The organism is Gellertiella hungarica (assembly GCF_014197145.1).
Classification (GTDB): domain Bacteria; phylum Pseudomonadota; class Alphaproteobacteria; order Rhizobiales; family Rhizobiaceae; genus Gellertiella; species Gellertiella hungarica.
This window is the reverse complement of the sequence record NZ_JACIEZ010000001.1, coordinates 216,278-230,166: the sequence shown is the minus strand read 5'-3', so window position 1 is coordinate 230,166 and position 13,889 is coordinate 216,278. Positions and strand designations below refer to the sequence as shown.

Annotated in this window: 9 protein-coding genes; all 9 read left to right on the top strand. The window is 63.2% G+C overall.

The window, feature by feature from the left end:
• The 9 genes from GGR23_RS01035 to GGR23_RS00995 all read left to right on the top strand — a co-directional run bounded on the left by GGR23_RS01035 (position 1) and on the right by GGR23_RS00995 (position 13,889).
• Positions 1-879 carry a transglutaminase family protein gene (locus GGR23_RS01035; RefSeq protein WP_183364251.1) on the top strand — a complete coding sequence of 293 codons (879 nt, stop codon included), beginning with the start codon at positions 1-3 and terminating at the stop codon, positions 877-879.
• A 109-nt stretch (positions 880-988) separates the two neighbouring features.
• Positions 989-2,155, top strand: coding sequence for a vWA domain-containing protein (locus tag GGR23_RS01030; protein WP_183364250.1), 1,167 nt, complete (start codon positions 989-991; stop codon positions 2,153-2,155).
• 177 nt (positions 2,156-2,332) lie between these two features.
• Positions 2,333-4,795, top strand: a complete 2,463-nt coding sequence (locus tag GGR23_RS01025; protein WP_183364249.1) for a glycogen/starch/alpha-glucan phosphorylase — start codon at positions 2,333-2,335, stop codon at positions 4,793-4,795.
• Positions 4,792-7,005 carry a 1,4-alpha-glucan branching protein GlgB gene (gene glgB / locus GGR23_RS01020; protein WP_183364248.1) on the top strand — a complete coding sequence of 738 codons (2,214 nt, stop codon included), beginning with the start codon at positions 4,792-4,794 and terminating at the stop codon, positions 7,003-7,005. The genes GGR23_RS01025 and glgB overlap by 4 nt, the downstream gene beginning before the upstream one ends.
• A gap of 18 nt (positions 7,006-7,023) precedes the next feature.
• A complete protein-coding gene (gene glgC / locus GGR23_RS01015; RefSeq protein WP_183364247.1) occupies positions 7,024-8,286 on the top strand; it encodes a glucose-1-phosphate adenylyltransferase in 1,263 nt (420 codons plus the stop codon).
• A gap of 5 nt (positions 8,287-8,291) precedes the next feature.
• Positions 8,292-9,734: a glycogen synthase GlgA gene (gene glgA, locus GGR23_RS01010; RefSeq protein WP_183364246.1), complete on the top strand. Its 1,443-nt coding sequence runs from the start codon at positions 8,292-8,294 to the stop codon at positions 9,732-9,734.
• A 6-nt stretch (positions 9,735-9,740) separates the two neighbouring features.
• Entirely contained in the window at positions 9,741-11,369 is a 1,629-nt protein-coding gene (locus tag GGR23_RS01005; protein WP_183364245.1) for an alpha-D-glucose phosphate-specific phosphoglucomutase, read from the top strand.
• Positions 11,366-13,342 carry a glycogen debranching protein GlgX gene (gene glgX / locus GGR23_RS01000; RefSeq protein WP_183364898.1) on the top strand — a complete coding sequence of 659 codons (1,977 nt, stop codon included), beginning with the start codon at positions 11,366-11,368 and terminating at the stop codon, positions 13,340-13,342. Before GGR23_RS01005 ends, glgX begins: the two co-directional genes overlap by 4 nt.
• A gap of 61 nt (positions 13,343-13,403) precedes the next feature.
• On the top strand, positions 13,404-13,889 hold the full coding sequence (locus tag GGR23_RS00995; RefSeq protein WP_183364244.1) for a MaoC family dehydratase: 486 nt from the start codon (positions 13,404-13,406) through the stop codon (positions 13,887-13,889).

Here is a 13,889-nt window from a genome sequence, read left to right as displayed (position 1 = left end):
ATGCTCTACGACCTCGCCCTCGACATCGGTTCCGACTATGCCCACCCCGTGGCAACGGGCCGCCACGTGCTGCGGGTGATGCCCCTCGTGCTTCCGGGGCGGCAGAATGTGGAGCGCGCCGCGCTTTCCATCGATCCGCAGCCGGAAAGCCGACGCGACTTCACGACCTTCTTTGGCGGCGAAGCCAGCGGTTTCGTGATCCGTCATCCCCATCAGCGTCTCGAGGCTCGGCTGAGAGCACGGGTTGAGGTGACCGCGCCGGCCTGGCAGACCGGCAGGACACTGGCAAAGGCGGCGCTGCCGGCCGCTCTGGAAGCAATCGCCTCGGTCGCGCCGGACAGTCCGCACCATTTCACGGGTCCCAGCCCGCGCCTTCCCCCAGCGGGTGATGCAATCCGTTCCTATGCCCGGGAGAGCGAGGGTGCCGGGCCGGAGATCCACGACATCGCCTTCTCGCTGATGCGCCGCATCCATCGCGACTTTCGCTATGACGGAAAGGCGACCACGGTCGATACGACGGCAGAGGAGGCCTTCCGTCTGAAGCGCGGGGTCTGCCAGGACTTTACCCATGTGATGATTGCCGCGCTGCGGGTCCTCGGCATCCCGGCCGGCTATGTGAGCGGGTATCTCCGGACGCTCCCGCCTCCCGGAAAGCCGCGTCTCGTGGGTGCCGATGCCATGCATGCCTGGGTACGGGTCTGGTGCGGTCCGCAGGCGGGCTTCATCGAATATGATCCGACCAACGACATGCTGGCGGGGGAAGACCATATCGTCGCCGGCTTTGGCCGGGATTACGCCGACATTGCGCCGCTTGCCGGCACCCTCAAGGGTCTGGGGGGCCAGTCCGGTTTCCAGCGGGTCGATATCTCAGTTGTATAACTGATATAAAAAACCACCTGATTATTAAAATACGACTGTTCTGAGAAACTGGTATTCAACGGCTCATTGCTAATCCTCGACTATCCTAAATGATATAGGGGTCGACGCAATGATCGCGTTACGCTCGTCTCTGGGCTGCATCAGGCAGCTTGCCGAGAATAAGTCTGGTAATTTCGCGATTACCACCGCATTTCTGATACCAGTCCTGATCGGCGTGGTTGGCATGGCGATCGACACCACCAACCTGATGCTGTTCAAGAACAAGCTGCAGGTCGCCGCCGACACGGCAACCCTGGCTGCCGCATCCTCTCTTGCCTCCAAGGCGAAGACGGCGCAGGACGCAAAGGCCCTCTCCCTGCAATTCCTTTACGGGCAAATCAATGCCGGTAAGACCACGGAGAACGCGCCGACCTATCCGGCTGCCGTCGCGGAACCGACCGTCGACATCACGGAGCAGCCCTATAACGTCACCGGCAAGAAATACACCGTCACGATGAAGACCACCTTCAACGTGCCGCTGAGCCCGTTTGCCAAGGTCCTCGGCCTGTCCACGGCAAAAGTCTCGGTATCGAGCACCTCTGAAAGCTCGACCGAAACCAAGAACGCGCTCTCGATGTATTTTGTCCTCGACCGCTCGGGCTCGATGGGGGACTACACGAACACCTCCTACACGGCGACGTGCTACGACAAGAAGGGCAAGGCCTATGCCTGCACGGCCTACTACACGAAGATCCAGTCGCTGAAGATGGCGACGGCATCGCTTCTCACCCAGCTTTCGACCGCGGATCCGCAGGTGAAATACGTGCGCACCGGTGCGGTTTCCTACGATCTCTACATGGGAACGCCGCAGGCGCTGAACTGGGGCGTGACCGGGGTCCAGACCTATGTGAACGCGCTTACCGCCAACGGCGGCACAGCCTCCACCCAGGCCTTCAAGCAGGCGCTCACAAGCCTGACGGCCTCTACGGAGGATAGCGCCCACAAGTCCAAGAACGGTCAGGTGCCTTCCAAGTACATCGTCTTCATGACCGACGGCGACAACAACTACGCCTCCGACGACACCGCCACCAAGGCCGCATGCGACGAGGCGAAGGTCAAGAAGATCGAGATCTTCACCGTGGCCTTCATGGCGCCCAGCAAGGGCCAGGGCCTTCTGCAATACTGCGCTTCCGATGCAGGCCACTACTTCGCCGCGGAAGACACCGCCCAGCTGGTCCAGGCCTTCAAGACGATCGGCGACAAGGCCGCCGAGCAGATGACGCTCCTGACCAACTGACGCCATCTTGCCGAGAGTGCAGAAGCCCGCCGCAAGCGAAGCCGGCGGGCTTTTGTTTTTCCAAGCGAAATCCCGAACTTTATATCCTAAAGCAAGAATGCATTTAATCGGTTTTATTCCGGGCGCTCTTGGTCTAACGTCGTGATTCAAGAGCATAGACGGACAGAGCCAGACCCCATGAATTCCCTGCAGAAGCCCGATCTCCCCTCCCCCGCGCCGCGCGTCTCGGACCCCGAGGTGCTGGCCGGCGAGATCATCGAGACGCTGACCTACCGGATCGGCAAGGATGCAAAGGTCGCCAAGCCCCACGATTGGCTGACGGCGACGATCCTCGTGGTGCGCGACAGGATCATCGATCGCTGGATGCAGTCGACGCGCAAGGCCTACGAGACGAACGCGAAGAGGGTGTATTACCTATCCCTGGAATTTCTGATCGGCCGGCTGATGCGCGACGCGGTCTCCAACCTCGGGATGATGGACGACGTGCGCGCCGCTCTCGGCTCGCTGGGCGTCAATCTCGACGTGATTGCCGAACTGGAGCCCGACGCAGCTCTCGGCAATGGTGGTCTCGGGCGCCTGGCCGCCTGCTTCATGGAAAGCATGGCCAGTGTCGACATCCCCGCCTATGGCTATGGCATTCGCTACATGCACGGCCTTTTCCGCCAGCAGATGTCGGATGGCTGGCAGGTGGAGCTGCCCGAAACCTGGCTTGCCCATGGCAACCCCTGGGAATTCGAACGCCGCGAAAGCTCCTACGAGATCGGCTTCGGCGGTTCGGTGGAAACCGTCGGCTCCTACGACGAGCCGCCGCGCTACGTGTGGAAGCCCGCCGAGCGGGTGATCGCCATGGCCTATGACACGCCGGTCGTGGGCTGGCGTGCGCAACGGGTGAACACGCTCCGCCTCTGGACCGCCCAGCCCATCGACCCGATCCTGCTCGACGCCTTCAATGCCGGCGACCATATCGGGGCGCTGCGCGAGAGCAACAAGGCCGAGGCGCTGGCGCGTGTCCTCTATCCCGCGGATGCGACGCCGGCGGGTCAGGAGCTGCGCCTCCGGCAGGAATATTTCTTCTCCTCCGCCTCGCTGCAGGACATCCTGCGCCGCCATCTCCAGCAATATCCCGACTTCAAGTCGCTGCCGGACAAGGTGTCGATCCAGCTGAACGACACCCATCCCGCGGTCTCCGTGGCGGAGCTGATGCGGTTGCTGATGGACGTGCATCATCTCGATTTCGTCGAGGCCTGGGATATCACCTGGCGCACCTTCAGCTACACGAACCACACGCTTCTGCCCGAAGCGCTGGAAAGCTGGCCCGTGCCGCTGTTCGAGCGGTTGCTGCCGCGCCACATGCAGATCGTCTACGCCATCAACGCCCATATCCTGGTCGATGCCCGCAAGGGCAAGGCCATGACGGACAACGAGATCCGTTCCATCTCGCTGATCGACGAGAACGGCGAACGCCGGGTGCGCATGGGCAACCTCGCCTTCATCGGCTCCCACAGCGTCAACGGCGTATCGGCGCTGCACACGGACCTGATGAAAGAAACGGTCTTCGCCGACCTGCACAAGCTCTATCCCGCGCGCATCAACAACAAGACCAACGGCATCACGCCCCGCCGCTGGCTGATGCAATGCAACCCGGGCCTGACGGCGCTGATCCGCGAAGCGATCGGCGATGCCTTCCTCGACGATGCCGAACAGCTGAAGGCGCTCGACGCCATGGCCGAGGACAGCGCCTTCCAGCAGAAGTTCGCCGCCATCAAGCGGAAGAACAAGGAAGCACTCGCCCAGCTCGTCGGCAATCGCATGGGGGTCCGCCTCGATCCGTCGGCAATGTTCGACATCCAGATCAAGCGCATCCACGAATACAAGCGTCAGCTTCTGAACATCATCGAGGCCGTGGCGCTCTACGACCAGATCCGCTCCCATCCGGAGCTCGACTGGACGCCGCGCGTGAAGCTCTTCGCCGGCAAGGCGGCACCGAGCTACCACAACGCCAAGCTGATCATAAAGCTGGCGAACGACGTCGCCCGGGTGATCAACAACGATCCCGCCGTGCGCGGCCTGCTCAAGGTGGTCTTCATCCCGAACTACAACGTGTCGCTGGCCGAAGTCATGGTGCCGGCGGCCGATCTGTCCGAGCAGATCTCGACGGCGGGCATGGAAGCTTCCGGCACCGGCAACATGAAGTTTGCGCTGAACGGCGCGCTGACCATCGGCACCCTCGACGGGGCGAATGTCGAAATGCGCGACTGGGTCGGCGAGGACAATATCGTCATTTTCGGCCTCACCGCCGACGAGGTCGCGCGCAAGCGGGCCGAAGGGCACGATCCGCGTCCGATTATTGAGGCATCGAGGGAACTTTCTCAGGCGCTCGCCGCTATAGCATCCGGGGTCTTCTCTCCGGATGACCGGAACCGCTTCACGAGTCTCGTGGACGGTCTCTATAGCCACGACTGGTTCATGGTCGCAGCCGACTTCGATTCCTATACGAAGGCGCAGCGCGAGGTGGACTGCCTGTGGGCCAATCCGGCTGGCTGGAACGCGAAGACCATCCGCAACACCGCCCGGATGGGCTGGTTCTCTTCGGACCGGACCATTCGCCAATATGCCAAGGAAATCTGGAGAGCCGGATGACGAATGAGCCGCTGAAGTCCGAAGCAGTGAAAACGGCTGAAGTGCCGCTTGCAACGGATATAGCGGCTATTGTCAGGGGCACGCACGGCAACCCCTTTGCCGTGCTCGGCGTGCACGAGAGCCCTTCGGGCTTCGAGGCACGCTGCTTCATTCCGGGCGCGGAACGGGTCGAGGCTCAGCTCCTCGACGGCACCGCCGTCGGCGAACTCGACCGGGTCGACGATGCCGGCTTCTTTCGCGGCGGCGTGACGCTGCTTCACCGGCGTCCGATCCAGTATCGCGCCTTCCGGGGCGGAGACAGCTGGCAAGTTCCCGATCCCTACAGCTTCGGGCCGATCCTCGGCCCCATGGACGACTATTTCCTGCGCGAAGGCTCCCATGTGCGCCTGCACGAGAAGATGGGCGCGCATCTGCGGCAGCACGAGGGGGCAGAAGGCTGCCACTTCGCCGTATGGGCGCCGAATGCCAGACGGGTTTCCGTCGTCGGCCACTTCAACCGCTGGGACGGGCGTCTGCACGTCATGCGCGCCCGCCGCGACAGCGGCATCTGGGAAATCTTCATCCCCGGAGTCGGACCCAACGAAGCCTACAAGTTCGAGATCGTGGGGCCGAACGGCACGCCCCTGCCGCTGAAGGCCGATCCCTTCGCCCGCAAGGCGGAGCTGCGGCCGGAGACCGCATCGCTGACGACGCCCGCCATCGCGCAGGTCTGGGAAGACGAGGCGCACATGCGCCACTGGGCAAGCCTCGACCAGCGCCGCCAGCCGATCTCCATCTACGAGGTGCATGCCGGCAGCTGGCAGCGCCGGGACGACGGCACCTTCCTTTCCTGGGACGAGCTTGCCGACCGGCTGATCCCCTATTGCGTGGACATGGGCTTCACCCATATCGAGTTCCTGCCGATCACCGAGCATCCCTATGATCCGTCCTGGGGCTACCAGACGACGGGGCTCTATGCGCCCACCGCACGTTTCGGCGAACCGGAGGGCTTTGCCCGCTTCGTCAACGGCTGCCACAAGGCCGGTCTCGGCGTGATCCTCGACTGGGTGCCGGCGCATTTTCCGACCGACGCCCACGGGCTCGGCTGGTTCGACGGAACCGCGCTTTACGAACATGCCGATCCCCGAAAGGGCTTCCATCCGGACTGGAACACCGCGATCTACAATTTCGGCCGCACGGAAGTGCGCTCCTATCTGATCAACAATGCGCTCTACTGGCGGGAGGTCTTCCATCTCGACGGGCTGCGCGTCGATGCCGTCGCCTCGATGCTCTACCTCGATTACTCCCGCAAGGAAGGCGAGTGGGTGCCCAACGAGCATGGCGGGCGGGAAAACCTGGAGGCCGTCCGCTTCCTGCAGGAACTGAATGCCCGCGTCTACGGCACCCACCAGGGCATCATGACGATCGCCGAGGAATCCACCTCCTGGCCCAAGGTCTCCCATCCCACCAACACCGGAGGCCTCGGCTTCGGCTTCAAGTGGAACATGGGCTTCATGCACGACACGCTTTCCTACCTGAAGCGCGACCCGGTGCATCGCCGATACCACCACAACGAGATGACCTTCGGGCTGATCTACGCCTTCTCGGAGAATTTCGTGCTGCCGCTCTCCCACGACGAAGTGGTGCATGGCAAGGGATCGCTGATCCAGAAGATGGCGGGGGATACCTGGCAGAAATTCGCGACGCTCCGCGCCTATTACGCCTTCATGTGGGGCTATCCCGGCAAGAAGCTGCTGTTCATGGGACAGGAATTCGCCCAGTGGCGGGAATGGGACGAGAACCGCTCGCTCGACTGGCACCTGCTTTCGGAAGGCCCCCATGCGGGCATGAAGCAGCTCGTCAAGGATCTCAACCGCACCTACCGGGACACCGTGGCGCTGCATGCCCGGGATTGCGAGGGCGAGGGCTTCGAGTGGCTGCAGGCGGACGATTCCACCAATTCGGTCTTTGCCTGGGTGCGCCGTGCGCCGGGCGATACGCCGGTGGTGGTGATCACCAACTTTACGCCCGTGCCGCAACAGGCCTACCGGCTGCGGATGCCCGCCGAAGGCCGGTGGCGCGAGATCATGAACACCGATGCCGGGCTTTATGGCGGGTCCGGCATGGGCAATCAGGGCCACGTAGAAGCCCGCAAATCCGCCACTGGGGACGTATCGGCACAGCTCGTCCTGCCACCTCTGGCAACGCTGATGCTGAAACTGGAAGCATGATTTTTTCGGGAGGAAGACATGGTCGAAAAGCGCATACAACCCCTGTCCCGTGATGCCATGGCCTATGTGCTGGCGGGCGGGCGAGGCAGCCGCCTCAAGGAGCTGACCGACCGCCGCGCCAAGCCCGCGGTCTATTTCGGCGGCAAGGCCCGCATCATTGATTTCGCGCTGTCCAACGCGCTGAATTCCGGTATCCGCCGAATCGGCGTGGCGACCCAGTACAAGGCGCATTCGCTGATCCGCCACCTGCAGCGCGGCTGGAACTTCTTCAGACCCGAGCGAAACGAAAGCTTCGACATCCTGCCCGCCAGCCAGCGCGTGTCGGAGACGCAGTGGTACGAGGGTACGGCGGACGCCGTCTATCAGAACATCGACATCATCGAGCCCTATGGACCGGAATACATGGTCATCCTAGCCGGCGACCACATCTACAAGATGGACTACGAGCTGATGCTGCAGCAGCACGTGGATTCCGGCGCCGATGTCACGATCGGTTGCCTGGAAGTGCCGCGCATGGAGGCAACCGGCTTCGGCGTCATGCATGTGGACGAGCACGACCGGATCATCGACTTCGTGGAAAAGCCGGCCGATCCGCCCGGAATTCCAGGCAACGAGGACCTGGCGCTCGCCTCCATGGGCATCTACGTCTTCCACACGCGCTTCCTGCTCGACTGCCTGAGGCGGGACGCAGAGGATCCGAATTCGAGCCGCGATTTCGGCAAGGACATCATCCCCTACATCGTCAAGAACGGAAAGGCCGTTGCCCATCGCTTCGCCCAGTCCTGCGTGCGCTCCAATTTCGAGCGCGAGCCCTACTGGCGCGATGTCGGCACCATCGATGCCTACTGGCAGGCGAACATCGACCTGACGGATGTGGTGCCCGAACTCGACATCTACGACAAGTCCTGGCCGATCTGGACCTATGCGGAAATCACCCCGCCTGCGAAATTCGTCCATGACGACGAAAACCGCCGGGGCTCCGCCATTTCCTCGCTGGTCTCGGGCGACTGCATCATCTCGGGCGCAACCCTTTACCGCTCGCTGCTGTTTACCGGGGTGCGCGCCAATTCCTATTCCCGGCTGGAAAATGCCGTCGTGCTGCCAAGCGTGAAGATCGGCCGGCGCGCCCAGCTGAAGAACGTGGTCATCGACCACGGGGTCACCATTCCGGAAGGACTTGTTGTCGGGGAGGATGCGGAACTGGATGCACAGCGTTTCCGCCGCACCGAGAACGGCATCTGCCTGATAACCCAGGCCATGATAGACAAACTGGGAATCTGAACCCGATGAACATTCTTTCGGTGACATCCGAAATCTACCCGCTGGTGAAGACCGGCGGGCTTGCCGACGTGGCGGGTGCTCTTCCGCTGGCGCTGAAGAGCCTCGGCATCCGGACGCGGACGCTGGTGCCCGGCTATCCGGCCGTCATGAAGAGGCTTGCCAAGCCGGTGGAGCGGCTTCACCTTCCCGATGTGCTGGGCGTCGGGGCGAGATTGCTCGAGGTGACCTGCGAGGGGCTGGAATTGCTCGTTCTCGACTGCCCCGCCCTCTACGACCGGGTGGGCGGCCCCTATCTCGATGCCACCGGCAACGACTTTCCCGACAACTGGAAGCGGTTTGCGGCCCTGTCCTGGGTTGGGGCGGAAATCGCGGGCGGCCTTCTCGACGACTTTCAGCCCGATCTCGTTCATGCCCATGACTGGCAGGGTGCACTGACCCCGGTCTACATGCGCTATGGCCGCGCCCATGCGGTGCCGAGCGTGCTGACCATCCACAACATCGCCTTCCAGGGGCAGTTCGGCTTCAACATCTTCGCAGAGCTTCGCCTGCCGCCCCATGCCTTCGCGATGGACGGCATCGAATACTACGGCGATATCGGCTATCTGAAGGGCGGCCTGCAATCGGCAACGGCCATCACCACCGTCAGTCCCTCCTATGCGGGCGAAATCCTCCAGCCTTCCTTCGGAATGGGGCTCGAGGGGGTGATTGCCGCCCGCGAGAACGTCCTCCACGGCATCGTCAACGGCATCGATGTCGAGACATGGGACCCGGCGCGCGATCCTGAGATCGCGGCTCCCTATTCGGCAGCCAATCTCAAGCCGCGGGCGGCAAGCCGGGAAGCCCTTTGCGAGCATTTCAATCTCGACCGCGATTCCGGTCCGATCTTCTCCATCGTCAGCCGGCTGACCTGGCAGAAGGGCATGGACCTGTTGCCCGAGGTGGTGGACGATCTGGTCGCCCATGGCGGCAAGCTTGCCATTCTCGGCAGCGGCGATGCGGCGCTCGAAGGTGCGCTGCTGAACGCGGCTGCCCGTCATCGCGGCCGGATCGGCATCACGATCGGCTACAACGAGCAGCTTTCGCACCTGCTTCAGGCGGGCGCGGATGCGATTCTCGTGCCCTCCCGATTCGAGCCATGCGGCCTCACCCAGCTTTATGCCCTGCGCTACGGATGCATTCCCGTGGTGGCCCGGACGGGGGGACTGGCCGATACGGTCATCGACGCCAATCACGCTGCCCTGCAGGCGAAATGCGCCACCGGCGTGCAGTTTTCGCCGATCAATGCCGATGGTTTGCGCCAGGCGATCCACCGGACCATCCGCCTCTACGCCGACAGGAAGCTCTGGACGCAAATTCAAAAGCAGGGCATGAAAGCGGACGTTTCCTGGATACGGAGCGCCGGCCGCTATGCCGAGCTCTATTCCAGCCTCATATCAAGAACCGCGTGAGCAATCATGATCAAGATCGTTCCCACAACTCCCTATCAGGACCAGAAGCCGGGCACCTCCGGCCTTCGCAAGAAGGTGCCGGTGTTCCAGCAGCCGAACTATGCGGAGAACTTCATCCAGTCGATCTTCGATTCGCTCGACGGCTATCAGGGCAAGACCCTGGTGATCGGCGGCGACGGACGCTTCTATAACCGCGAGGTCATCCAGACCGCGATCAAGATGGCCGCCGCCAACGGCTTCGGCAAGGTCATGGTCGGCCAGGGCGGCATCCTGTCGACGCCGGCAGCCTCCCACATCATCCGCAAATACAAGGCCTTCGGCGGCATCATCCTTTCTGCCAGCCACAATCCCGGCGGCCCGACCGAAGACTTCGGGATCAAGTACAACATCGGCAACGGCGGACCGGCGCCGGAAAAGATCACCGACGCCATCTATGTGCGCTCCAAGGTGATCGACGCCTACAAGATCGCGAATATCCCCGACATCAATCTGGATCGCATCGGCAGCCAGTCCATTGCGGGCATGACCGTTTCGGTCATCGACCCGGTGGAAGACTATGCGAACCTGATGGAGAGCCTGTTCGACTTTCCGGCGATCCGCAACCTGCTCAACCTCGGCTTCCGCATCGTCTTCGACGCCATGCATGCGGTCACCGGCCCCTATGCGAAGGAAATCTTCGAAAACCGCCTCGGCGCGCCGCTCGGCTCGGTGCGCAACTTCGTTCCCCTGCCCGATTTCGGCGGCCATCATCCGGACCCGAACCTCGTGCATGCCAAGGAGCTCTACGACGAAATGATGGGCGACAACGCCCCCGGCTTCGGTGCCGCCTCGGACGGTGACGGCGACCGGAACCTAATCCTCGGCGAAGGCATTTTCGTGACCCCGTCCGACAGCCTCGCGATCCTTGCGGCCAACGCCAATCTCGCGCCCGGCTACTCTTCCGGCATTTCGGGCATCGCCCGCTCCATGCCCACCAGCCAGGCAGCGGACCGCGTGGCCGCGCGCCTCGGGGTCAACATGTTCGAGACGCCCACCGGCTGGAAGTTCTTCGGCAACCTGCTGGACGAGGATCTCGTGACCATCTGCGGCGAGGAAAGCGCCGGCACCGGCTCCAGCCACGTCCGCGAGAAGGACGGGCTCTGGGCCGTCCTGCTGTGGCTCAACATTCTCGCCGTGCGCGGAGAAAGCGTCGCCGACATCGTGCGCCAGCACTGGGCCACCTATGGCCGCAACTACTACTCCCGCCATGATTACGAGGAAGTGGATGCAGCAGCGGCAAACAGCCTCATCGAGGCATTGAGGAACAGGCTCGACACTCTTCCGGGAACGATGATCGGCCACCTCAAGGTCACCGCCGCCGACGATTTCGCCTATCACGACAAGATCGACGGTTCGGTCTCCAAGAACCAGGGCATCCGCATTCTCTTCGAGGGCGGCTCGCGCATCGTGTTCCGTCTGTCCGGCACCGGCACCTCCGGCGCAACGCTGCGCGTCTACATCGAGCGCTACGAGGAAGACTGCATGAAGCACGACCTCGACACGCAGGAGGCGCTGGCCGACCTGATTGCCGCGGCAGAAAGCATTGCCGACATTCGGTCCCGTACCGGCCGCGATACGCCGAGCGTCATCACCTGAGCGCCAGCGGGACAGATACCGGTCCACAGCCGGGGGCCGTCCTTGACGCGGAAGGCGCAACCTTCCGCGTTCACGCGCCCGATGCCTCCCTCCTCCATCTGTGCCTCTTCGACGAAGCGGGCAACCGCGAGACCGACCGCCTGCCCTTCCGCCGGGAGGGCGATTGGCATCTGCTCCGCGTGCCCGGCCTCCGGGAAGGCCAGCGCTATGGCTTCCGGGCCGAAGGGGTCTTCGATCCCGACCGGGGCCTGTGGTTCGATCCCGCCAAACTCCTGGTCGACCCTTACGCAACCGAACTCGACCGGCCATTCTGCCACGACCCGCGGCTCTGCCGCTTCGGCGAAGAAACGGCCGATCTTGTGCCGCGCGCAGTTCTCAAACAGCATGCGCCTCTACGAACGCAGACACCACGCTTCGATCCTGCCGGCCCCATCTATGAAGTCGCGGTCAAGCCATTCACGATCCTCCACCCGGATATTCCCGCTGAACAACGGGGCACGGTGCGGGCGCTCGGTCATCCGGCCGTCCTCTCCCACCTGAAGAAGCTCGGCGTTTCCGCCGTCGAGCTGATGCCGATCACCGCCTGGATCGACGAGCGTCACCTGCCTCCCCTCGGCCTTGCCAACGGCTGGGGCTACAATCCCGTCGCGCTCATGGCGCTCGATCCGCGTCTGGTCCCGGGCGGCGTGGCCGAGCTCCGGGAAACGGTCGAGATCCTCCATGCGGAGGGCATCGCCGTCATCCTCGACCTCGTCTTCAATCATACGGGCGAAAGCGACCGTTACGGCGCCACGCTTTCCCTTCGCGGCCTCGACAACCGGACAGCCTACCGGCATCTTCAGGACGATCCGGGCTTTCTCGTCAACGACACCGGCTGCGGCAACACGCTGGCCTGCGACCATCCGGTGATGCGCCGGCTGATCCTCGACACGCTGCGCCATTTCGTGCGGCATGCAGGCGTGGACGGTTTCCGCTTCGACCTCGCGCCGGTGCTCTTCCGCACCGGCCAGGGATTCGATCCGAACGTTATCATGGCGAGGGAACTGCTTGCCGACCCGGTTCTTGCCGACCGCATCCTGATTGCCGAACCGTGGGATATCGGACCCGGCGGCTACCAGCTCGGGCAGTTTCCGGATCGCTTTCTCGAATGGAACGACCGCGCCCGGGACCGACTGCGCCGCATCTGGCGGGGTGACCGCGGCATGCGGGGAGACCTGGCAACCGTGCTTTCCGGCTCTTCCGATGTCTTTTCCGGAGAGAGGGCGCGGGGCGTGACCTTCATCGCCGCCCATGACGGCTTCACGCTGGCCGACCTCGTCGCCCATGCCCACAAGCACAACGAGGCCAACGGCGAGGATAACCGCGACGGCCATGACGATAACCACTCCTGGAACAATGGCATGGAAGGCAAGACCGCGGATCCGGCCATCCGCGCGGCGCGCCGGCAAGACGTGAAGGCGCTTCTTTCCACGCTGTTTGCCTGCCGCGGCGCGATCATGCTGACCGCCGGCGACGAGTTCGGCCGCACCCAGCAGGGCAACAACAACGCCTACGCCCAGGACAACGCCATTACCTGGCTCGACTGGCAGACCGCGGACGGGGCGCTTCTGGCGCATGCCGCCTTTCTGGCCCGCATCCGCCGCCGCTTCTCCGTCTTTTCCGGGACAGACTTCTTCCACGGCCAGGGGGACGTGCGGTGGCTGAGCTCCGAAGGAAGGCCTCTCGAGGACCGGGAATGGCAGGATCACGCCTCCTCCTGCCTTGTAATGGTGTTGACCAGCGAGGATCGGGAACGGGGAGCTCCGGTCCAGCTCGCCATTCTCTTCAACCCCGAGCAGAATCCTCAAGACTTCAGGCTGCCGGAGGGTTCGTGGCTGCGCCTTGACGAGGAGGCGGGCGACCCGATCTCCCATCGGATCGCGCTCGCTCCCCGCAGCGTCGAGTTCCTCGTCGGCAATTTCGCATCCGGGTGATTGCGGCGCGCTTCGCCCTCCCCTATGACATGCAAATCAAGAGCTTCCATGGATGGATTCGATGCCCAAGGAAATCTCACTGGCGGATGTGAAGGATGAAATCGGCGTCGAGCGGACATCGCGCTGGTTCACCGTGACCCAAGAGATGATCAACGCTTTTGCGGACGCAACCGAGGATCACCAGTTCATCCACACGGACCCGGTACGCGCGGCAGCCGAAAGCCCCTTTGGCGGCACGATCGCCCACGGGTTCCTTTCTGTCTCCCTGCTTTCGGCAATGAACTACGACTGCCTGCCAAAGATCCGGGAACAGACGATGGGCATCAATTACGGTTTCGACAAGCTGCGCTTCGTCGCACCCGTGAAGTGCGGCGCGCGCGTACGCGGACAGTTCGTTCTCAGGGAAGCGCGCTTCCGCGGTGCGGGAATGCTGATGACCACCTATGACGTTTCGATCGAGATCGAGAACGAGCGCAAGCCGGCACTGACGGCCAACTGGATCACCATCGTGCAGTTCGATCCGAAAGACCGGCCGTCGGAGGCCTGA

Excerpts from the sequence above, each read along its gene's own strand:
- GGR23_RS01035 (WP_183364251.1), top strand. The coding sequence starts at position 1 with ATGCTCTACGACCTCGCCCTCGACATCGGTTCCGACTATGCCCACCCC.
- GGR23_RS00995 (WP_183364244.1), top strand. The coding sequence starts at position 13,404 with ATGCCCAAGGAAATCTCACTGGCGGATGTGAAGGATGAAATCGGCGTC.
- GGR23_RS01030 (WP_183364250.1), top strand. The coding sequence starts at position 989 with ATGATCGCGTTACGCTCGTCTCTGGGCTGCATCAGGCAGCTTGCCGAG.
- GGR23_RS01005 (WP_183364245.1), top strand. The coding sequence starts at position 9,741 with ATGATCAAGATCGTTCCCACAACTCCCTATCAGGACCAGAAGCCGGGC.
- glgB (WP_183364248.1), top strand. The coding sequence starts at position 4,792 with ATGACGAATGAGCCGCTGAAGTCCGAAGCAGTGAAAACGGCTGAAGTG.
- glgC (WP_183364247.1), top strand. The coding sequence starts at position 7,024 with ATGGTCGAAAAGCGCATACAACCCCTGTCCCGTGATGCCATGGCCTAT.
- glgA (WP_183364246.1), top strand. The coding sequence starts at position 8,292 with ATGAACATTCTTTCGGTGACATCCGAAATCTACCCGCTGGTGAAGACC.
- GGR23_RS01025 (WP_183364249.1), top strand. The coding sequence starts at position 2,333 with ATGAATTCCCTGCAGAAGCCCGATCTCCCCTCCCCCGCGCCGCGCGTC.